We start from the raw sequence: 19,823 nt of genomic DNA on the forward strand, positions 1-19,823 counted from the left end.
TCATTCCAGGATGTAGCCGTATGAGCTACCAAAGTCCTGCTTGGCGACTTCAGATGCACCACCCGAGCCAACACGCTCGGTACGCGCGGTTTTGCCATTGATGAACAGATCAAACTCGCTAGGAGGTTTCACCCGGTCCGTCGGCAGAGCCAGCGCTTCACCACGTGTGGGCGAAACCAGATGGGCGGTCACGATCACAACAAGCTCGGTTTGCTGACGCTGATACTCGGCGCTGCGGAACAACGCACCCAACACCGGAACATCTCCGAGCCACGGAACCTGGTTGTTCAGGTCAGTAAAGTCATCCTGAATAAGACCAGCAATCGCAAAGCTTTCACCATCCCGCAGTTCAACTGTGGTTCTGGTTCGGCGAGTGATGAAGGATGGTACGTTGTTCCCCGCAATCGTGAAGTCCGAGCTGTTGTCGATGGCCGACACTGACGTACCCATTTCCAGGTTGATCAAGTCGCCGTCCACAACGCGCGGAACAAACAGGATCTGAACACCAAATGCGCGGTATTCAATCGCGATGTTGCCGTCATCCGCAGGAACCGGGATCGGAACTTCGCCACCAGCAAGGAATTCTGCTTCCTGACCCGACAGCGCGGACAGGTTCGGTTCCGCAAGGCTACGCGCCAAACCTTTAGCTTCGAGCGCCTCCAGCAACAAGCGAACCTGTGTGGAGCCTGCGCCAAACCCGAACAGAATCGCACCTGTGTTGGTTTGTTGCAGAGGAATGTTATTATTCAACGCGTTAGCCAAAGCACCGGCAGAGTTTAGTGTGTTGAAGCCCCCGGTTACGTCGCTTCCAGCAAAGCCAAGCGACGCCGTCAGGCTTTTTGCCACTGATCGGCTCATTTCGGCAAAGCGCACTTTCAGCATAACTTGCTGGACGCCGCCGACTGACATCAGGTTGGAAACACGCTCGGGCGCGTAGCGCTCGGCCAGTTCCAATGCCCGCGCCAGTTTAGCTGAGCTAGAGATGGTGCCCGACAGTACAATACCATCATTTGCGGTCCGCACTTCGATCGGCTCATTCGGCAGGATCTGCCGCAGCCGCTCTTTGAATTCGGATACATCCGGGGAAACCCGAACGCGCACGTTTGCCAGCAAATTGCCAGCACCGTCGAACAATGTCAGAGTGGTCAGACCGGGCGCCTTGCCCAATACATAAATGGTACGGTCCGAAAGCGACGAAATATCAGCGATTCCCGCGTTGGCAATGCTGAGTTCGGCAAACGGTTCCTCACTCTCAACAACAATTGCGCGGTTCATCGGGACGTCCAGCGTTTCCGCTGTGCCCTTCTTTACCACACGAAGATTTTGAGCCCAGGCGGCATCGCCGACGGAACTCACTACAAGCGCCAACCCCAGAAGGGTTGCGCTAATCCAAGAATGTATTTTCATGTGACCTGCCTCTCCGATCACGCCTCGTTTTAGGGCTAATGCCTTATGTGCAATAACACTGCGTCAATTGCTAATTTATTGCAATAATCAATGGTTTCTGGAATTTTCCTTATGTGGACAATTCGCAACAACCAAAATGAAACAAGCCGCGCTGGGTGCGCGGCTTGTGCCAGTAAAGCCCTGATTTAACGTTAGTTTGTGCAGGGAATTTGACTCTGAACAATTTCTGCACCACGCCGGATATTAGTGTAGCACTTGCGCTCTTCCACCTTTGCCTCGACAGGCGCGGCTTCCTTGATTCCCAATAGCTTCCGCTGATCAACCTCAATCGCGCTGGCGACCGTTTCGTCCTGAACACCCACCAAGGCCAGAGACATCCGCCCGGTGTTTTGTGCCTGCGCCAGAGACGCAATCTGTTCAGGCGTTGCGGCCACGGTCACCGTACGCGCGATGCTTGCGCCCGTCAGATCAGACCCTGCCGTTTGGTCGACGGCAATCAGTTCGACGTTGGTTTGGATCAGACGCGTAATTTCACCACCTTCACCCGTAAGGGCCCCTGAAACTGAACCTGTCCAGTAAACATCGACATTGTCACCTGGCCGCAAAAAGCCGGATACTCCTGATGCAACATCGACTCTGATAGCAAAGGCCCGCATTCCCTTTTGAAGGCGCGAGGTCAGTCCAGCAGATTCTCCGGGTTTGGTGACCTTGACTTCCAGCAGAGCCTCATTTTTCTCCATGGCTCTCAGAATATACCTGTCGCCTTTTGCGTCTTCGGGAAACAATGTGGCCAGTTCCTGGAAGGTACCTTCTGGAAGTGCGTCTTCAGGCCATTTGACAAGTCGGACATCCTCTTGAACCAAGCGCTCTCCGTATTTCAACGGGCGGTTCGATACAAAAACGTCCACGGTGGCGATGTTGGTGGCATTTGCCATCGCGTCTTGCGCGGCTTTTTTCTCTCGTTCAAGCTGGGCTTGAGTTTGTGCGATGTAGTCTTGCGCCAGATAAACAGCGCCACCGGCCAAAGCGACCCCGACAATCAGGACAAGTCCAAATACTGCGCGCATTTGCGTACCCTCGTATTTTTCTGTTTTGGTTTTGCTGCCGTCATGCGCAGCTAATCTCAATCACAGCTATCGACGAATTGTGTCGAAAAGGGGGACAATCTTTGATTTTTTTTTCGTCCATGCCAAATCACGGATTTGGTCACCGACTGATGAGTCAGTAGCTGATATTGAATTCAGGTTGATGAACTTCCATCGAAGAAAGCGCAGTTCCTGTTTCCGAATCAACGTGTTGAATCGGATCTGAAAGGTTCAGGAAAATGATTGATCCAAAACCAACCAAGCCGGCCGTTAGAACCACCCAATCAACGGTAACGGCCCCATCTTCGTCTGCAGCAAAGTTTGCAATTCTGTGCATCATGAGAGACCCAACATATAAAGAAAGTCTAAAAAAAAAGGGCCACGCTCTTAAACCGTGGCCCCCTTCAAGTACGTTAAGTACTAAACTTAGCTTGCCGGCGTGATTGTCGTTACCGGAGTCGAAACTGCGGTGCCCGACAGCGCGCCTTCGACGGTGTCTGCCAGCTGGTTGGTGCCTTCGCCAACCTGGGTGTAAGCAACTGCTGCCAGGCCAACGATGGCTGCGGTCAGAACAACCCAGTCAACTGTTACTGCGCCGTCTTCGTCTTTGCGGAAGTTCTTGATGAACTTGATCATGTTACGTCCCTCCTAAAGGATCAAAAAAGTCAATTAAACCTTGGCGTCTTTCAGAGCTTTCTCTCTCAGTCCGCTCTCGACCGTCTCGGTATGGCATTATGTTTGACGGTCAGGCGTGGCAGGAATTGGGCCAAATCACATTTTTTTTCGCGGAAGTTTAACTTTTTCGCAGGAGTTTTAGTAACACATTGAAAATAAACAAATAAAAAATAGAAAAACGTAGGTCGACCTCACTGTCCCGATGTAATTTTACGGCAAATGAGGCGAAAATGCCCCAATTCACGTTGTTTTTATGGCTTTGAACGCAGATTCTTGGTTCAAATCAGTCAAAAGATAAAATTCATGAGGCGGGCAAAATGAATCTGCGGGACGCAATACTCTGCGCCGGTGCGGTGGCAATGCTGTTAACAGGGCCGGGCTCTGTTGTTGCTCAGACAATTGAACCACGCGGCGTCTATAAAAGGGTGAAGCCGCCGAAATCTGGGTCGCGGCCCAAGATCACCGTGCAGATATCGCCAGAGGAACACGCAGCCCGACCTTCGGCGCCCAGCACTGGTGCGGACCTGCAGGAATCTGAGATTATTACACGTACACGAGTCGCGCCGCCGAGTTTGCCGGGCGGGGCCGACAAACCCGCTGGATCCTATACGGCTTTTTGGGAAGAAGTGTCGCCCGCGCTAGAGCAAGCCGGCGCAGGACGTCTTGATCAAGCGATACAGGCATTGGCGGCCGTCAACGTGTCCTCTCCGCGATTGCAGACTTTGCAGAACATCGCTCAGCAGCAGGGGGTCGATATCCTGCGTTCGACAGTTGGTACGAATGTTTCGCCCGCGCTGGTGTTGGCCGTGATATCGGTTGAGTCTGCTGGCCGGGCTGACGCGGTCAGCCACGCGGGCGCTCAGGGGTTGATGCAATTGATGCCAGCAACGGCAAGGCGGTTTGGCGTTGAGGACAGCTTCCAGCCCGGTCAGAACATCTCGGGCGGGGTGAAGTATTTAAACTGGTTGATGGAAGAGTTCGGAAACGACCCGATCCTTGTGTTGGCTGGTTACAATGCAGGTGAAGGGGCCGTCCGCAAACATGGCGGCGTACCGCCCTATAAAGAGACGCGCAACTACGTGCCCAAAGTACTTGCTGCGTTTCAGGTCGCGCGGGCTTTGTGTCTGACCCCTCCGCAGCTCATCTCGGATGGGTGCGTTTTCCAGACGGCAAACTAAAAAAGGCCCACGCAGGTTGGTGGGCCTTCTTTGGTTCAGGCGACGATTGTCGCCTCAGTCGCAGCGCGCATCTCGTCTTCGCTGACGCCATCGGCCAGTTCGACGATCCGCAGGCCGCCTTCAACCACGTCCAACACGCCCAGATTGGTGATGATGCGATCGACCACACCCTGACCGGTCAAGGGCAGGGTGCATTCTTTCAGCACTTTCGAGTCGCCGTGTTTGTTGGTGTGATCCATAACGACGATCACGCGGCCTACGCCAGCCACCAGATCCATCGCGCCGCCCATTCCTTTGACCAGCTTACCGGGGATCATCCAGTTGGCCAGATCGCCTTTCTCGTCCACCTCCATCGCGCCCAGAATGGCCGCTGCGATCTTGCCGCCGCGGATCATGGCGAATGAGGTCGCACTGTCGAAATAAGCGGTGCGAGACAGTTCGGTGATCGTCTGCTTACCTGCATTGATAAGGTCGGAGTCTTCCTCGCCCTCAAAAGGGAAGGGGCCCATGCCCAGCATCCCGTTCTCGGATTGCAGGGTAATGTCCTTGTCACCCACATAGTTTGCCACCAGCGTCGGGATACCGATGCCGAGGTTCACATACATGCCGTCTTCCAGCTCGTCCGCCGCGCGGGCGGCCATCTGATTACGATCCCAAGGCATTATGCGTCCTCCTTCTTGCGGGTGGTGCGCTGTTCGATGCGCTTTTCGTGGCTGCCCTGAATGATGCGGTGCACATAGATGCCGGGCAGGTGGATGCTGTCGGGGTCCAACGACCCGGTGGGCACGATCTCTTCGACTTCGACCACACAGACTTTGCCGCAGGTGGCCGCTGGCACGTTGAAATTACGCGCTGTCTTGCGGAACACCAGATTGCCGGTTTCGTCGGCTTTCCATGCCTTGACGATGGCGAGATCGGCGAAAATGCCTTCCTCCATGATATATGTCTCGCCGTTGAAGTCTTTATGCTCTTTGCCCTCGGCGATCACGGTGCCTACGCCTGTCTTGGTGTAGAAGCCGGGAATGCCCGCGCCACCTGCGCGCATCCGCTCGGCCAGTGTGCCCTGCGGGTTGAACTCCAGCTCCAACTCGCCACTCAGGTACTGACGCATGAACTCGGCATTTTCGCCGACATACGAGCTGATCATCTTCTTGACCTGACGTGTCTGCAGCAGAATGCCGATACCGAAATCGTCGACGCCCGCATTGTTCGAGGCAAAGGTCAGATCCTTCGCGCCCGAGGCTTTGATCGCCTCAAGCAGCAGTTCGGGAATACCGCACAGGCCAAACCCGCCCGCCGCGATCAACATGCCATCCGAGATCACTCCGTCGAGCGCCTCAGAGGCATTGGCATAGATTTTCTTCATGGAAAACTCCCCCAATGACATGGTGTTGGGCGAGTTGTGCCGCCACGTCACGGGGAAGTCAATGAAACCAAGGGGGTGGTGGTATTTCTACCTATTCCGCCTTTTTGGTCGTCTTTTTAGCGGCTGCGGTTTTCTTTGGCGCGGCTTTCTTCTTGGGGGCAGCCTTCTTTTTGGTGCCCTTCTTGGCCGCGCGTTCGTTGACCAGTTCGATGGCCATTTCCTGCGTCACGTCTTCGGGCTTGATGTCCTTGGGAATGGTCGCGTTGACCTTTTCCCATTTCACATAAGGCCCATAGCGCCCGTCCAGCACCTGCATCACGCCGCCATCGGGGTGATCACCCAGCTCTTTCAGCGGTTTGGCCGCCGCCCGCCGCCCACGCCCCGGATTGGCGCGTTTTTCGGCCAGCATCTCAACCGCGCGGTTCATGCCGATTTCAAACACGTCATTGGGGTCTTTGAGGTTCGCGTAGACCGGCTTCGCCTCTTCCGGCATCTGGTGCATGATATACGGTCCGAACCGTCCGAAATTCGTACTGATCATGCCGCCTTCGGGGTGATCACCGATCTGGCGCGGCAGGCTGAGCAGGGTCAGCGCCTTGTCCAGATCCATGTCATCCTTGCTCCAACCACGGGGCAGAGAGGCGCGGGGCGGTTTCTTGTTCTCGGGCGTGGGCTCGCCGCGTTGGACGTAAGGCCCGAACCGGCCGGATTTCAGCCAGATTTCATCGCCCGCATCCTCGCCCAGCAGGCGCTCGTCACCTTCGGCCCCTTCGCCCGCGATGGGGCGGGTATAGGTGCATTCGGGGTAGTTGCCGCAGCCGACAAACCCGCCGGTGCGCGAGGTTTTCAGGTGCAACTGCCCCACACCGCATTTCGGGCAGACGCGCGGGTCTGACCCATCCTCGCGTGGTGGATACAGCTGAGGGGCCAGCGCCTCATCCAGCTTGTCCAGCACTTCGGAAATCCGCAGTTCGGAAGTCTCGCCGATCGCTGCAGAGAAGTCGCGCCAGAATTTGCCCAAGAGGTCTTTGTAGTCGCGGTCGCCTGCGCTGACATCGTCCAGCTCACCTTCCAGATTGGCGGTGAACTCATAGCCCACATACTGCCGGAAGAAATTCAGCAAAAAGATCGTGACAATCCGGCCCTTTTCTTCGGGGATCAGCCGGTTCTTGTCCTTGCGTACATATTCACGGTCCTGAATCGTGGTCACGATGCTGGCATAGGTGGACGGGCGCCCGATCCCCAGCTCCTCCATCCGTTTGACCAAAGTGGCCTCGGTATAGCGCGGGGGTGGCTGTGTGTGGTGTTGCAGGGCCAGAACGGCCTCGTTTTCGGCCAGCACGGCCTGTTTGTCGTCGCTGGTGGCCTTGACGAATTGATCCTTCAGCAAGGTCTTGGCGAACCGTGCCGGATCGCCTTGCGTGATCTGCGGCAGGCGCTTGTCGTCGTCATCGGCCACGTCGTCGCGGCCTTCTTCATAGACGCGCATGAAGCCGTCGAACATGACCACTTGGCCAGTGGCACGCAGGCCGACCTGACCGTCATCGCTGCCGATCTCGACCGTGGTGCGTTCCAGCCGTGCGGCGGCCATCTGACAGGCAATGGTGCGTTTCCAGATCAGGTCATAGAGCTTGCGCTGATCCTCATCCGTGACCTTCAAGTCGCTGGCATCGCGGGTCATATCCGTAGGGCGGATACATTCGTGCGCTTCCTGCGCGTTCTTGGCCTTGTTTTTATAGATGCGCGGGCTGTCTGGTACGTATTCCGTGCCGTACCGGTCGGTGATGGTATCGCGGGTGGCGGCCACCGCCTCGGGAGCCATGTCGATGCCATCGGTCCGCATATAAGTAATGTAACCAGCCTCATACAGCCGCTGCGCCACCTGCATCGCGTGACGGGCACCCATGCCGAATTTACGGCTGGCTTCCTGTTGCAGGGTCGACGTCATGAATGGGGCCGAGGGGTTCCGCGCGGCCGGTTTCGCCTCAACCGAGGTCACGCTGAGCGCGCGGCTGGTGATCGCCTGAACGGCCAGTTCGGCCTGAGTGGCGTTCTTCAGATCATGCTTGTCCAGCTTGTTTCCGGCCAGAGTGACCAGACGCGCCTCGTAAGTCTGGCCGCGCGGGGTTTCAAACAGCGCTTTGACCGACCAGTATTCAACCGGTTTGAACGCCTCAATCTCCATCTCGCGCTCGACGATCAGGCGCAGGCAGACAGATTGCACGCGGCCTGCCGATTTCGCGCCGGGCAGCTTGCGCCACAGGACGGGGGACAGGTTGAAGCCCACCAGATAGTCCAGCGCGCGGCGGGCGAGATAAGCCTCGACCAGCGGCATGTCGACCTGACGCGGGTTCTGCATCGCTTCGGTCACGGCGTCCTTGGTGATGGCGTTGAAGGTCACGCGACTGACCGGCGTGTCCTTCTTGATCGAGCGGCGCTTGGTCAGCGCCTCTTGCAGGTGCCAGCTGATCGCCTCGCCCTCGCGATCGGGGTCAGTGGCGAGGATCAGGGCGTTGTCTTCTTTCAGCGCGTCGGCGATGGCTTTGACATGCTTGCGGCTGTCGTTGCCGACCTCCCATTTCATCTCGAATTCATGTTCGGGATCGACGGATCCATCCTTGGGTGGAAGGTCGCGCACATGGCCATAAGACGCCAGAACCGTGTAGTCGGGGCCAAGATATTTATTGATCGTTTTGGCCTTGGCAGGGGATTCTACAACAACTACAGGCATTTAAGGTGAAACCTCGCTCGACGGATTATGCGCCTTCTATGATGGTGCAAAATGTGGAGGGCAAGAGCGAATTGTCAATGCGTTCCTTGAGGCATAGGAATTTAGCGGGAATTTCAAATTGATACGCACAGAATAACGGTACGTCCGGCAGGTCAGGCCGAGAGGGACAACAACCCGCCGGGTTGTCTTTGTATGCGTCCATCCAACTCCAGATCGACAAGCGCGGGGCCGATCTCTCCCGCCGTCGCGGCGATATCGCGGATAAGTTGATCTTCGGCCATGGGCGAGGGGCCAAGGCATGTTAGAATCGCCTCGTGCAACGCTGCAACCGTCGTGGGGGTTGTCGATTGAACAGGCGGTTCTTTGGGTTGGTGGTCGGAAAGAAGATCGCGTTTTGGCAGAGCTTCTATCACATCCTCAGCCGATCGCACCAAAGTTGCGCCATCGCGTATCAACAGGTTGCAACCACCCGCGCGGGCATCAAAAGGGTGGCCGGGGACGGCCAGAACCTCGCGCCCCTGATCCAGCGCGTCGCGCGCGGTGATCAGGCTGCCGGATTTTGCGGCGGCTTCGACCACCACAACCGCTTGCGCCAGACCCGAGATGATCCGGTTGCGGCGCGGAAAATGCCGGGCTTGCGGTGTCACGCCCATGGGCTGCTCCGATACACGCAACCCGGATTCGGCGATTTTATGGGCAAGATCAGTATTCTCGGCGGGATAGATCACATCGACGCCACCGGCCATAACAGCAACAGTACCTGTATCCAAAGCGGCCTTATGCGCCGCAGTGTCGATCCCGCGTGCCAGGCCAGAAACGATGACATGTCCTTTTTTGCCCAGATCCGTCGCCAACCCGCGCGCCATCCGCGCGCCCAGTGATGAACAGTTGCGCGCCCCTACCATGGCTATCGAGGGCCGGTGCAAGATCGACACGTCGCCAATTGCCCACAGCATCGGCGGGGCGTCATTGAGATCGTTCAAAGCGTCAGGAAAATCAGCGGACCCAAAGCACAAAAGCTGCGCTTTGGCAGCTTTTGCGGCCTTGAGTTCCGCCTCAATCACGCCGGGCGGGCACGTTTCATACCCTTCAATACCGGCAGCGCGTGCCATTTCGGGCAGCGCGGCCAGCGCATTCTGCGCTGAGCCATGTTCCCGCAGCAGCCGACGAAACGTCGCCGGACCAACCTTGCGAGAGCGCAACAGACGAAGCCAGGAAAACCGATCCTCTTCCGTGGTGGGTGGGAGTGTGGGGTGATAGGAAGAAAGCTGCTCTTCGGTCATCCGTTGCTCCGCCTGATTGCAGAACTGGTTTACGACTGCAGGAGTTAACAGCTTCTGAATCGCTTCAAATTTTCCCAATATTTTTTCGAATTGAGTCGTGAATATGATATAGTACTATGAAAATAAGGGGAAAAATTTCGTGTCCCTGCGCGATGAACCGAAGTTTTTCTGGAGCCAATAAGCGGTTTTCGGGGCGCAGTGTTAACCCTGCATCCCGACAAAACCGTTTTGATTCTGACCTATGCCGCCGATCCGCCGACGGTTAGCCCATCCATCAAGACAGTCGGCTGTCCAACGCCTACAGGCACCCACTGACCGTCTTTGCCGCACGTACCCATGCCGGGGTCCAATTCCATATCATTGCCCAACCCTCGAATGCGGTTCAGCGCGGATGGTCCATCCCCGATCAGGGTTGCGCCCTTTACCGGCGCTCCGATTTTGCCGTTTTCCACCCGATACGCCTCGGTGCAGGAAAACACGAATTTACCATTGGTGATGTCGACCTGACCACCACCAAAACCGACGGCCCAGATGCCGTCTTTTATTTCGGCCACCAGTGATGCAGGGTCGGCATTTCCGCCCAGCATCACAGTATTGGTCATACGTGGCATGGGTTTATGTGCATAGCTTTGGCGGCGGCCATTGCCGGTTGGCGAAACCCCCATCAGGCGCGCGTTCTGGCGGTCTTGCATGTAGCCGGTCAGGACGCCGTCCTCGATGAGGACGGTGCGCGAACTGGGCGTGCCCTCATCATCAACCGAGATCGAGCCGCGCCGATCCACAATCGTGCCGTCATCCACAACCGTGACCCCTTTTGAGGCGATTTGCTGCCCCATCAGCCCGGCAAAAGCCGAGCTGCCCTTGCGGTTGAAATCGCCCTCTAGTCCATGGCCGATCGCCTCGTGCAACAGGATGCCTGGCCAGCCAGGGCCGAGCGCGACTTCCATTACACCTGCCGGGGCAGGGACGGCGTCCAGATTGACCAATGCGATCCGCAGCGCTTCGCGTGCTTTGTCCTGCCAGTCGGCGGGGTCTATCAGACCGTCCAGGCCCACGCGACCTCCTCCGCCCGACGAGCCGCTTTCGCGCCGTCCGTTCTGTTCCACGATGACCGAGACATTCAGACGGGTCATAGGGCGCACGTCCCGAACGATCACGCCGTCGGGGCGTAGAATCTCGACTTCCTGTACTGAAGCGGCGATAGTGGCGCTGACCTGTACGACCCGCGTGTCCAAATCACGGGAAAAAGCATCAATCTCGCGCAGCGTTTCGATCTTGACCGGAAAGCTGGCGGATTCGATCGGGTCTTCGTCCGTATAAAGCCGCGTGTTGGTGGCCCGAGGCGCATCTGCCAGGGTGCCGCCGCCATCGCCAACCGCCAGGCGTGCCGTTTCTGCGGCCCGTTTCAACGCACCAATCGAGACATCAGTCGAATGGGCGTAACCGGCCACTTCGCCCTGCACGGCGCGCAGGCCGAATCCTTCGGAGGCGTCGTAGGATGCCGTTTTCAAACGCCCGTCGTCAAAGACCAGAGACTCGGATTTCCTGCGTTCGACAAACAATTCTCCGTCCTCGGCGCCGGCAGTGGCAGAGCGCAAAACCGCAAGCGCTTCGTCGTGTGGTAAAGCGCTTTCAAATGGTCGAAACGGGTCGTTGGGCATGGGTTGGGACCTTTCGGGTTTGATCCAGATCAAAAATAGCGTCTGTTTGACGCAAGCATTTTGCTTTATCTACCCACCGGAATATGGTTTTTAACGCGGCTAAAGACAACGGGAGAGGTGCGACTGATTCACACCTTTTCGCCAGGGACGCAAAGATCAAACGATCAGGACAGAATATGAAGAATGCTTTGATGCTTTCGGGCTTTATGACAGCCCTATCCAGCCTGCCCGCCATGGCTCAGGAGCTTGAGATTATTGGCAAACCGGTCGCAGGCGGTGTTGGCTTCCAGCCCGCTGTGACGGATTTGGCAACAGGAATCCAAAGGCTGGACGGGATGATTCTGGTGATCATCACCGCAATCTGTATTTTTGTTGCGGGCCTGCTGGTCTACTGCATCGTGCGCTACAATCAACGTGCCAACCCGACTCCGGCGCGGTTCTCGCATTATACTCCGGTCGAGATCGCCTGGACGCTTGGCCCGATCCTGATTCTGGTTTTCATCGGTGCGTTTTCATTGCCGGTTCTGTTCAAACAACAGGAAATTCCCGAAGGCGATGTGGTCATCAAGGTCGTGGGTAACCAGTGGTACTGGACCTATGAGTATGTCGATCACGACTTCGCCTTCGACAGCTACCTGTTGGGCCATCCTGCGACACTGGACGAAGGTGCGCGCCCGGCTGATGCTGATGTGACGCCGTTCGTTCTGGATGATGCCATGCGCGCCAAACTGGCTGACGCGGGTTACAGCGATGACGAGTGGCTGCTGGCAACCGACACGGCCGTTGTCGTCCCGGTCGGCAAGGTGATCGTGATGCAGGTTACGGCCTCAGATGTGATTCACTCGTGGACCATTCCCTCGTTCGGTGTGAAGCAGGACGGTGTACCGGGTCGTCTGGCCGAGCTGTGGTTCCAGGCCGACAAAGAAGGCATCTATTTCGGTCAGTGTTCCGAACTGTGTGGCAAGGATCACGCCTATATGCCGATCACCGTCAAAGTGGTCAGCGAAGAAGCGTATGAGGAATGGCTGCAAGGTGCTCTGGAAGAGTATGCTGGCCAGCCTGTCTCGTACCAAGTTGCCTCGAACTAAGCCCTTCGCGACCTAGGTTGAAACACGCAGGCTGCGCGGGGAGCGCGCAGCTTCTGCCCCCAAAGGACCGAACATGAGCGACGCAAGCATCAATGCCAGCCAAGTGACTGCCAAGGCGCACGCGGATGAGGCCAGCTTTGGCGATTATTTCGCCCTGCTGAAGCCGCGCGTGATGTCACTGGTCGTGTTCACGGCCTTGGTGGGTCTGCTGGCCGCGCCGGTGCCGGTGCACCCTTTTGTCGGGTTCTGTGCCATTCTGTTCATCGCCATCGGCGGCGGCGCGTCGGGTGCGCTGAACATGTGGTGGGATGCGGACATTGATCGGGTGATGAAGCGCACCAAGGGCCGACCGATTCCGGCGGGTAAAGTGCAGGAAGGCGAGGCGCTGTCTTTGGGGCTGGCGCTGTCGGGCCTGTCGGTGATCATGCTGGGGCTGGCGACCAACTGGTTTGCCGGTGCGTTTCTGGCGTTCACCATCTTCTTTTACGTCGTCGTCTACACGATGTGGCTGAAACGCTCGACGCCGCAGAACATCGTAATCGGCGGTGCGGCAGGGGCTTTCCCTCCGGTGATCGGTTGGGTCGCGGCCACTGGGACGATGTCGATCGAGCCCTGGCTGATGTTCGCCCTGACCTTCATGTGGACCCCGCCGCATTTCTGGGCGCTGGCTCTGTTCATGCGCTCGGACTATGACGATGCGGGCGTGCCCATGCTGACCGTGACCCATGGCCGCCGCGCGACGCGCTGGCACATTCTGGTCTACACGGCTCTGCTTGCCACATTGGCCGTGGGCACCGCGTTCTCGGGCATTGGCGGTCCGATCTATCTGACCGTCGCCGTGGTGATGAACGCGCTGTTCCTGCGCGGCGCGTGGCAGATCTCGCGCCGGACCGAGGAAGACTCCGAGGCGGACAACTTCAAGGTCGAGCGGTCGTTCTTCAAGCTGTCGCTGCTGTATCTGTTCCTGCATTTCGGTGCGATTCTGGCCGAGGCTTTGCTGAAACCCTACGGGCTGGGAGGTTGGTCATGAGCTTGCGCAAAAGCCATGAACTGCACGAACGTCGTTTTAGTCGCAATCTGGGCGTAGGCCTGACGCTGGCTGCGTTCATTGTGATCATTTTCGGCCTGACGATCGTGAAAGTCTCGGGCACGGATTTCAACATGGCGCCGCAGGAGGTGCAGAACTGATGGCTCTGTCCGGTCCTCAAAAGACGGTTGCGCAGACCGTGGGCGTCGTGGTGCTGATGGGCAGCCTCGCCTGGGCGGCTGTGCCGTTTTACGATTGGTTCTGCCGCGTCACCGGATTCGGCGGCACGACTGGCGTGGCCGAAACTGCGCCCGAGGATATTCTGGACCGCACTGTCACAGTCCGCTTTGACGCGTCAAAAGCCAAGGATATGGCGTGGGAGTTCAAACCGGTCGAGCGCGAAATGGAAGTGCGCATCGGCGAAACTGGCTTGGCTTTCTACGAGGCGTACAACCCGACCGACCGCCCGATTGCGGGGCAGGCGTCGTACAATGTCGCGCCTTATTCGGCGGGTGGGTATTTCCAGAAAATCGCCTGTTTCTGCTTTGAAGAACAGGTGCTGCAACCCGGCGAACGGGTTCAGATGCCGGTAAGCTTTTTTGTCGACCCTGAAATGGTCGAGGATCTGGAAGCGAAATATGTGCATACGATCACTCTGTCGTATACATTCTACGAAATTGACCTGCCCGAGGGCTATGCCGCCCTTGATGCGCAGGCTGATACAAACACGAACTAACGCCTTTAGGTGAGGGACGCTGATGGCACACGCTAAAAACCACGATTATCATATTCTGCCGCCGTCGGTATGGCCGCTGATAGGGGCCATTGGTGGCTTTGTGATGCTGTTCGGTGCTGTCCTTTGGATGCACGGCGTCACATCGTTCATGTTCTGGATGGGTCTGGTCGCCGTTCTTTACACCATGTTCGCCTGGTGGTCCGAGGTCGTAGCCGAAAGCCGCGCGGGCGACCACACGCCGGTGGTGCGCATCGGCCTGCGCTATGGCTTCATCCTGTTCGTCATGTCCGAGGTGATGTTCTTCTTTGCCTGGTTTTGGTCGTTCTTCAAACATCGCATGTATCCGATGTACGACTATGCGGGCACCGAGTACATCCAGCCCGACATCCACGCGGTGGACCCGTTCCACCTGCCGCTGATCAACACGCTCGTTCTGTTGCTGTCGGGATGCGCGATCACCTGGGCGCACCACGCTCTGGTACATGACAATGACCGCAAGGCGCTGATCAACGGTCTGGCCATCGGTATTGTGCTGGGTATCCTCTTTACTGCGCTGCAGGGCTACGAATACTATGAACTGCTGGCCCATGAAGGTTGGGAATTTGGTGGTGACCAGTTCTATTCGAACTTCTTCATGGCAACCGGGTTCCACGGCGCGCATGTGATCATCGGGACGATCTTCCTGACGGTTTGCCTGATCCGGGCCTTGCGCGGGGATTTCACGCCCGAGAAACACGTGGGTTTTGAGGCGGCTGCCTGGTACTGGCACTTTGTCGATGTTGTCTGGCTGTTCCTGTTCTTTGCCGTCTACATCTGGGGTCAGGCCCCGCTGTTCTGATCCGCTCAGATAGGTAAATTGCAAAAGCCGCCCGTTGGGGCGGCTTTTTCTCTATCAGGGGCGCAAGATTGCGCCCGATACAATTGCGCGGTTGCAATCGGGACCGCTCCGCCCTTAACAAGACGCCGGTTTCTGTAACAAGGTTTCACCTGACTATGCGCCGCATTCTTTTCCTGCTGATCTTTGGCTTTGCCGGTCTGGGCGTGCTGGTCTCGCTGGGTATATGGCAGGTGCAGCGGCTGGCCTGGAAAGAAGGTGTTCTGGCCGAGATCGACGCGCGTATTGAGGCTGAACCTGTTAGCCTGCCCCAGAGCGTATCGGAAGATGGTGACAAATACCTTCCCGTGACAATTTCGGGCGATATGGAGCCGGGGGAAATCCATGTTCTGGTCTCGGTCAAGCAGGTTGGCGCGGGCTATCGGATCATCCAGTCTTTCAGCACTGACGATCGCACCATTCTGGTGGATCGCGGCTTTGTGCCGACCACGGCAAAACAGGCCGAGCGTCTTGCCGGGCCGATGACCGTGACCGGCAACCTGCATTGGCCGGATGAGATCGACAGTTATACGCCCGAACCCGATATCGACGACAACATCTGGTTCGCGCGGGACGTGCCCAATCTGGCCGCCGCGCTTGGCGCCGAACCCATCCTGCTGATCGCCCGGTCGAAAACCGACCCGGGTATCACACCGTTGCCGGTGGACACGGCGGGCATTCCCAACGATCACCTACAATATGCAATCACATGGTTTGGTCTGGCTCTGGTTTGGGCCGCAATGACCGGTTATTTCCTGTGGCGCAACCGCGCCCCTGCACAGAGTGAAGAGCAATGAAATATATCTCGACCCGTGGCCAAGCGCCGGAACTGACCTTTGAAGAGGCGATGCTGACCGGCCTTGCCCGTGACGGCGGCCTGTACCTGCCGGCCGAGATCCCGGTGATGAGCCACGATGAGATCGCCGCACTGGCCGGTCTGCCCTATGAAGAGATCGCGTTTCGCGTGATGTGGCCCTATGTCAGCGGCTCGTTCACCGGGCAGGAGTTCAAGAACATCATTGCCCGCGCTTACGAAGGTTTCGGTCATGACGCCCGCGCGCCGATAAAGCAGCTGAACGAGAACCACTTCCTGCTGGAACTGTTCCACGGCCCCACGCTGGCCTTTAAGGACTTTGCCATGCAGTTGATTGGTCAGCTGTTCCAGGTGGCCCTGAAGCGGCGCAATGATCGTGTGACCATCGTGGGTGCGACCAGTGGCGATACGGGTTCCGCAGCCATTGAGGCGTTTCGCGGGCTGGACGCGGTGGATGTGTTCATCCTGTTTCCGCATGGCCGCGTGTCCGAGGTGCAGCGCCGCCAGATGACGACGCCTGCGGACAGCAATGTGCATGCGCTCGCCGTGGATGGTGATTTCGACGATTGCCAGGCCGCGCTGAAAGATATGTTCAACGATTTCGATTTCCGTGACGGGGTGAAACTGGCCGGTGTGAACTCGATCAACTTTGCGCGGGTGCTGGCTCAGATCGTCTATTACTTCTCGGCGGCTGTCAGTGTTGGCGCGCCGCATCGCAAGGTCAGCTTTACTGTGCCCACCGGCAACTTTGGCGACATCTTCGCGGGTTATCTGGCCAAGCGCATGGGTTTGCCCATAGATCGTCTGGTTGTGGCCACCAACCAGAACGACATTCTGCATCGCTGCCTGTCGGGTGAGGGGTATTTCAAGGGCGACACCATCCCTTCGATCAGCCCGTCGATGGATATTCAAGTCAGCTCGAACTTTGAACGGGCGCTGTACTATGCCTATGGCGAGGATGGCAGCGCTGTGGCGCAGTTGATGGATGAGCTGAAAAGCGGTGGCTTCAATGTCAGTCAGGGCGCAATGGAAGCCTTGCGCGAAAGCTTCGACTCGGGTCGTGTCTCCGAGGATGAAACGCTAGAGACGATCAAACACACGCTGGTCCATAGCGCTGAGCTGGTTTGCCCACACTCGGCTATCGGCATCAAGGTGGGTGAAGATCACCGTACGGTGGATGTACCGATGATCACGCTGGCCACTGCCCACCCAGCGAAATTCCCGGCGGCGGTCGAGAAGGCGAGCGGGGAACATCCGCCTCTTCCATCCCGCATGTCTGATCTGTATGAACGTCCGGAACGGGTGACGCGGATTGCCAATGATCTGGGTGCCCTTGAGGATCATATCAAAGGGCATATCGCCGAGTGACTGTCAGACAAGACCAACTGAAGAACGGATTTCGGATCGTCAGTGAGAACATGCCGGGGCTGCAATCTGCGGCCATCGGCATCTGGGTGACCGCGGGTGCGCGGAACGAGCGGATCGAACAGAACGGGATCGCGCATTTCCTTGAACACATGGCGTTCAAGGGAACTGAGCGGCGGTCTGCGCTGCAAATTGCCGAGGCGATCGAGGATGTGGGCGGCTATATCAACGCCTATACCTCGCGCGAGGTGACGGCCTATTACGCGCGTGTTCTGAAGGACGACGTAGCGCTGGCGATGGATGTGATCGGCGACATCGTTCTGAACCCCATCTTCGACCCGCGCGAGATCGAGGTCGAGCGCGGCGTTATCCTTCAGGAAATCGGTCAGGCTTATGACACGCCCGACGATGTGATTTTCGACTGGCTGCAAGAACAGAGCTATCACGATCAGCCCCTGGGCCGCACCATTCTGGGTCCGACCGAGCGGGTCAGCGCGTTTTCACGCGAAGACCTGTCGGGTTTCGTGTCTGAACACTACGGCCCCGAGCAGATGATCCTGTCGGCGGCTGGTGCTGTGGATCATGATGCGCTGATGAAAATGGCCGAAGAGATGTTCGGTCATCTGCAACCGCGCAAAGGGTTGATTGCCGAGGCCGCGAAGTTCACCGGTGGCGAAGCGCGGCAGGAAAAGAATTTGGAGCAAGCGCATTTCGCGCTGGCAATCGAAAGCCCAGGCTATCGTGATGATGCGATCTATACGGCGCAGATTTATTCCACGGCTTTGGGCGGGGGCATGTCTTCGCGGCTGTTCCAAGAGGTGCGCGAAAGCCGCGGGCTTTGCTATACAATCTTCGCTCAGACCGGGGCCTATGCGGATACCGGCACGACGACGATCTACGCAGGAACCTCGGCCGATCAGGTGGGCGAGCTGGCGACGATCACCATCGACGAGATGAAGCGCGCTGCCGAGGACATGAGCCCCGAAGAGGTCGCCCGCGCCCGTGCCCAGATGAAAGCCGGGATGCTGATGGGGTTGGAGAGCCCATCGAACCGGGCCGAACGTCTGGCGCGGCTGGTGCAGATTTGGGGCCGGGTGCCCTCGCTTGAGGATACGGTCGCCAAGATTGACGCGGTTAGCACCGAGGACGTGCGCGCCTTTGCCGAAACCATGGCGGTGCAGGCCCCGGCGGCGCTGGCGCTGTATGGTCCGGTCTCGGGCGCGCCCACTTTGGTGGAATTGCAGGAGAGGCGCGCGGCGTGATGCTTCTGGGCCGACGCAAGCTGAAACTTGAGACAGCGCGCCTCAGCCTGCGCCCGCCGGTGCATTCGGATTTCAACGACTGGGCGGCGCTGCGGCGGGCCTCGAAAGAGTTTCTCACCCCGTGGGAGCCGATCTGGGCTAAGGATCATCTAAGCCGCAAGTCTTTCACCAACCGGGTCTATTGGGCGCAACGATCCGTAGCAGGTGGTACCGCGATCCCTTTGTTCCTGTTCCGGCGCGAGGATGACCGGCTGGTCGGCGCGATCACGCTGGACAATATCCGGCGCGGCCCGGCGCAGGCGGGAACGTTGGGGTATTGGACCGGGCAGGCCTATGCCCGCAACGGCTATATGCGCGAGGCCATCGGGGCGGTCGTTCACCATGCTTTCACGCGACTTGATCTGAGCCGGATCGAGGCGGCGTGTTTGCCTGAAAACAAGCCGTCGCGCGGGTTGCTGGAGCGGTCTGCCTTCAAATATGAGGGCGTGGCGCAATCCTATTTGCAGATCAATGGGCGTTGGCGGACGCATGTTCTGTATGCCAGCCTGCGGTCCGACCGGCGCGGCAAAACGGACGCGGGGTAGGGGTATGGCGCGGACAAAAAAGCCCATGGTTTGGATCAGCTATGCGATGGTGAGCGTCTCAAACATCAAGGGGTTTGACCAAGACAACTATCTTGAAAACAACGAGCTTGCTGTCGATGCCATGAAACGGAACAACGTTGGAGAATCTTTGCCGGCGGATCGCTTTCCCAAGAAAATGTACGCGGAATACAAAGACAAAAAAGAAAAGAAACAGCCTGACCTGTTTAATGCTGGAGGGACCTGGACTGTTTCCGAAAAGTGCGCCACCGTTTTGCGTCAGTTTGATCTCGGCGAAGGAAATCTCTATCCAGTCAAACTGTTTCAACATGACCGCACCACACCGGTAGAAGGCAATTACTTTTGCCTGAACTTTGGTGCACAAAAAACCGCCGTTCTGACGGACCAATCGCCCCGCATTGATAAGCCTTATCCAAAATACGATATCTGGCAGCCACCAGGGGGAATGAAGGACAACGATATCGCGGTCAGCGCCTCGGCACTTGATGGGCCGGATCTTTGGATGGACCCGCAAATGCGCGACGCGTTTTTTGTGAGTGACGCGCTGACCCAAGCGTTGCGGGCCGAGAAGGTCTCTCGTGCATTCAAACTGCGCAAGTGCATCGTGATTTGATCGCCTGCCAAGGCTAACCCGCTGTTTTTCCCAATAATGAATCTGAAGGCGTGACA

20 protein-coding genes are annotated in these 19,823 nt (G+C 57.7%); 11 read left to right on the forward strand and 9 right to left on the reverse strand.

The features are described 5' to 3' along the window. From ACR3EG_RS06540 to ACR3EG_RS06555, 4 genes are all read right to left on the reverse strand, one after another. Positions 1 to 1,407, reverse strand: a complete 1,407-nt coding sequence (locus ACR3EG_RS06540; RefSeq protein WP_480494321.1) for a type II and III secretion system protein family protein — start codon at positions 1,405 to 1,407, stop codon at positions 1 to 3. Between the two features lie 191 nt (positions 1,408 to 1,598). Further along, positions 1,599 to 2,474 (reverse strand): Flp pilus assembly protein CpaB, encoded by an 876-nt coding sequence (gene cpaB / locus ACR3EG_RS06545; RefSeq protein ID WP_170354937.1) that lies wholly within the window; start codon positions 2,472 to 2,474, stop codon positions 1,599 to 1,601. A gap of 154 nt (positions 2,475 to 2,628) precedes the next feature. Then, positions 2,629 to 2,829, reverse strand: coding sequence for a hypothetical protein (locus ACR3EG_RS06550; RefSeq protein ID WP_480494323.1), 201 nt, complete (start codon positions 2,827 to 2,829; stop codon positions 2,629 to 2,631). A gap of 89 nt (positions 2,830 to 2,918) precedes the next feature. Then, positions 2,919 to 3,128: a Flp family type IVb pilin gene (locus ACR3EG_RS06555; protein WP_480494325.1), complete on the reverse strand. Its 210-nt coding sequence runs from the start codon at positions 3,126 to 3,128 to the stop codon at positions 2,919 to 2,921. A 356-nt stretch (positions 3,129 to 3,484) separates the two neighbouring features. Between ACR3EG_RS06555 and ACR3EG_RS06560 the strand changes: the two genes are divergently transcribed. Next, the gene (locus ACR3EG_RS06560) at positions 3,485 to 4,345 is read left to right on the forward strand and encodes a lytic transglycosylase domain-containing protein (RefSeq protein WP_480494327.1); all 861 of its coding nucleotides are present in this window, start codon (positions 3,485 to 3,487) and stop codon (positions 4,343 to 4,345) included. A 35-nt stretch (positions 4,346 to 4,380) separates the two neighbouring features. Here ACR3EG_RS06560 and ACR3EG_RS06565 read toward each other — a convergent pair whose 3' ends face one another. The 5 genes from ACR3EG_RS06565 to tldD form a co-directional block, all read right to left on the reverse strand. Further along, the gene (locus ACR3EG_RS06565; protein ID WP_480494329.1) at positions 4,381 to 5,007 is read right to left on the reverse strand and encodes a 3-oxoacid CoA-transferase subunit B; all 627 of its coding nucleotides are present in this window, start codon (positions 5,005 to 5,007) and stop codon (positions 4,381 to 4,383) included. Next, positions 5,007 to 5,711: a CoA transferase subunit A gene (locus tag ACR3EG_RS06570; protein ID WP_170354942.1), complete on the reverse strand. Its 705-nt coding sequence runs from the start codon at positions 5,709 to 5,711 to the stop codon at positions 5,007 to 5,009. Before ACR3EG_RS06570 ends, ACR3EG_RS06565 begins: the two co-directional genes overlap by 1 nt. Positions 5,712 to 5,802: 91 nt before the next feature. Beyond that, complete coding sequence (gene topA / locus ACR3EG_RS06575; RefSeq protein ID WP_480494331.1) at positions 5,803 to 8,442, reverse strand: type I DNA topoisomerase; 2,640 nt, start codon at positions 8,440 to 8,442, stop codon at positions 5,803 to 5,805. A gap of 152 nt (positions 8,443 to 8,594) precedes the next feature. Continuing rightward, positions 8,595 to 9,725: a DNA-processing protein DprA gene (gene dprA / locus ACR3EG_RS06580; RefSeq protein ID WP_480494333.1), complete on the reverse strand. Its 1,131-nt coding sequence runs from the start codon at positions 9,723 to 9,725 to the stop codon at positions 8,595 to 8,597. A 239-nt stretch (positions 9,726 to 9,964) separates the two neighbouring features. Continuing rightward, complete coding sequence (gene tldD, locus ACR3EG_RS06585) at positions 9,965 to 11,386, reverse strand: metalloprotease TldD (RefSeq protein ID WP_480494335.1); 1,422 nt, start codon at positions 11,384 to 11,386, stop codon at positions 9,965 to 9,967. A 176-nt stretch (positions 11,387 to 11,562) separates the two neighbouring features. Between tldD and coxB the strand changes: the two genes are divergently transcribed. The 10 genes from coxB (at position 11,563) to ACR3EG_RS06635 (ending at position 19,767) form a co-directional block, all read left to right on the forward strand. Then, positions 11,563 to 12,474, forward strand: coding sequence for a cytochrome c oxidase subunit II (coxB, locus tag ACR3EG_RS06590; RefSeq protein ID WP_170354946.1), 912 nt, complete (start codon positions 11,563 to 11,565; stop codon positions 12,472 to 12,474). Between the two features lie 73 nt (positions 12,475 to 12,547). Next, entirely contained in the window at positions 12,548 to 13,504 is a 957-nt protein-coding gene (gene cyoE / locus ACR3EG_RS06595) for a heme o synthase (protein WP_480494337.1), read from the forward strand. Next, complete coding sequence (locus ACR3EG_RS06600; protein ID WP_209194069.1) at positions 13,501 to 13,662, forward strand: hypothetical protein; 162 nt, start codon at positions 13,501 to 13,503, stop codon at positions 13,660 to 13,662. Before cyoE ends, ACR3EG_RS06600 begins: the two co-directional genes overlap by 4 nt. Then, on the forward strand, positions 13,662 to 14,237 hold the full coding sequence (locus tag ACR3EG_RS06605; protein ID WP_170753776.1) for a cytochrome c oxidase assembly protein: 576 nt from the start codon (positions 13,662 to 13,664) through the stop codon (positions 14,235 to 14,237). Before ACR3EG_RS06600 ends, ACR3EG_RS06605 begins: the two co-directional genes overlap by 1 nt. A 22-nt stretch (positions 14,238 to 14,259) precedes the next feature. Beyond that, a complete protein-coding gene (locus ACR3EG_RS06610) occupies positions 14,260 to 15,075 on the forward strand; it encodes a cytochrome c oxidase subunit 3 (protein WP_170354950.1) in 816 nt (271 codons plus the stop codon). A 155-nt stretch (positions 15,076 to 15,230) separates the two neighbouring features. Further along, on the forward strand, positions 15,231 to 15,908 hold the full coding sequence (locus ACR3EG_RS06615) for an SURF1 family protein (RefSeq protein ID WP_480494340.1): 678 nt from the start codon (positions 15,231 to 15,233) through the stop codon (positions 15,906 to 15,908). Beyond that, positions 15,905 to 17,293 (forward strand): threonine synthase, encoded by a 1,389-nt coding sequence (gene thrC, locus ACR3EG_RS06620; protein ID WP_170354952.1) that lies wholly within the window; start codon positions 15,905 to 15,907, stop codon positions 17,291 to 17,293. Before ACR3EG_RS06615 ends, thrC begins: the two co-directional genes overlap by 4 nt. Next, positions 17,290 to 18,552, forward strand: coding sequence for a M16 family metallopeptidase (locus tag ACR3EG_RS06625; RefSeq protein ID WP_480494342.1), 1,263 nt, complete (start codon positions 17,290 to 17,292; stop codon positions 18,550 to 18,552). Before thrC ends, ACR3EG_RS06625 begins: the two co-directional genes overlap by 4 nt. Further along, complete coding sequence (locus ACR3EG_RS06630) at positions 18,552 to 19,136, forward strand: GNAT family N-acetyltransferase (RefSeq protein WP_480494344.1); 585 nt, start codon at positions 18,552 to 18,554, stop codon at positions 19,134 to 19,136. Before ACR3EG_RS06625 ends, ACR3EG_RS06630 begins: the two co-directional genes overlap by 1 nt. A gap of 4 nt (positions 19,137 to 19,140) precedes the next feature. Continuing rightward, complete coding sequence (locus tag ACR3EG_RS06635) at positions 19,141 to 19,767, forward strand: imm11 family protein (protein ID WP_480494346.1); 627 nt, start codon at positions 19,141 to 19,143, stop codon at positions 19,765 to 19,767. Positions 19,768 to 19,823 lie beyond the last annotated feature (56 nt).

The organism is Ruegeria sp. AM7, from assembly GCF_056535965.1.

Bases quoted from the DNA above. Each gene is read 5' to 3' on its own strand.
- ACR3EG_RS06600 (WP_209194069.1), top strand. From the start codon at position 13,501: ATGAGCTTGCGCAAAAGCCATGAACTGCACGAACGTCGTTTTAGTCGC.
- ACR3EG_RS06550 (WP_480494323.1), bottom strand. From the start codon at position 2,829: ATGCACAGAATTGCAAACTTTGCTGCAGACGAAGATGGGGCCGTTACC.
- thrC (WP_170354952.1), top strand. From the start codon at position 15,905: ATGAAATATATCTCGACCCGTGGCCAAGCGCCGGAACTGACCTTTGAA.
- cyoE (WP_480494337.1), top strand. From the start codon at position 12,548: ATGAGCGACGCAAGCATCAATGCCAGCCAAGTGACTGCCAAGGCGCAC.
- ACR3EG_RS06560 (WP_480494327.1), top strand. From the start codon at position 3,485: ATGAATCTGCGGGACGCAATACTCTGCGCCGGTGCGGTGGCAATGCTG.
- ACR3EG_RS06615 (WP_480494340.1), top strand. From the start codon at position 15,231: ATGCGCCGCATTCTTTTCCTGCTGATCTTTGGCTTTGCCGGTCTGGGC.
- coxB (WP_170354946.1), top strand. From the start codon at position 11,563: ATGAAGAATGCTTTGATGCTTTCGGGCTTTATGACAGCCCTATCCAGC.
- ACR3EG_RS06605 (WP_170753776.1), top strand. From the start codon at position 13,662: ATGGCTCTGTCCGGTCCTCAAAAGACGGTTGCGCAGACCGTGGGCGTC.
- tldD (WP_480494335.1), bottom strand. From the start codon at position 11,386: ATGCCCAACGACCCGTTTCGACCATTTGAAAGCGCTTTACCACACGAC.
- ACR3EG_RS06540 (WP_480494321.1), bottom strand. From the start codon at position 1,407: ATGAAAATACATTCTTGGATTAGCGCAACCCTTCTGGGGTTGGCGCTT.
- cpaB (WP_170354937.1), bottom strand. From the start codon at position 2,474: ATGCGCGCAGTATTTGGACTTGTCCTGATTGTCGGGGTCGCTTTGGCC.
- ACR3EG_RS06555 (WP_480494325.1), bottom strand. From the start codon at position 3,128: ATGATCAAGTTCATCAAGAACTTCCGCAAAGACGAAGACGGCGCAGTA.
- ACR3EG_RS06570 (WP_170354942.1), bottom strand. From the start codon at position 5,711: ATGAAGAAAATCTATGCCAATGCCTCTGAGGCGCTCGACGGAGTGATC.
- ACR3EG_RS06630 (WP_480494344.1), top strand. From the start codon at position 18,552: ATGCTTCTGGGCCGACGCAAGCTGAAACTTGAGACAGCGCGCCTCAGC.
- ACR3EG_RS06635 (WP_480494346.1), top strand. From the start codon at position 19,141: ATGGCGCGGACAAAAAAGCCCATGGTTTGGATCAGCTATGCGATGGTG.
- ACR3EG_RS06610 (WP_170354950.1), top strand. From the start codon at position 14,260: ATGGCACACGCTAAAAACCACGATTATCATATTCTGCCGCCGTCGGTA.
- ACR3EG_RS06565 (WP_480494329.1), bottom strand. From the start codon at position 5,007: ATGCCTTGGGATCGTAATCAGATGGCCGCCCGCGCGGCGGACGAGCTG.
- topA (WP_480494331.1), bottom strand. From the start codon at position 8,442: ATGCCTGTAGTTGTTGTAGAATCCCCTGCCAAGGCCAAAACGATCAAT.
- dprA (WP_480494333.1), bottom strand. From the start codon at position 9,725: ATGACCGAAGAGCAGCTTTCTTCCTATCACCCCACACTCCCACCCACC.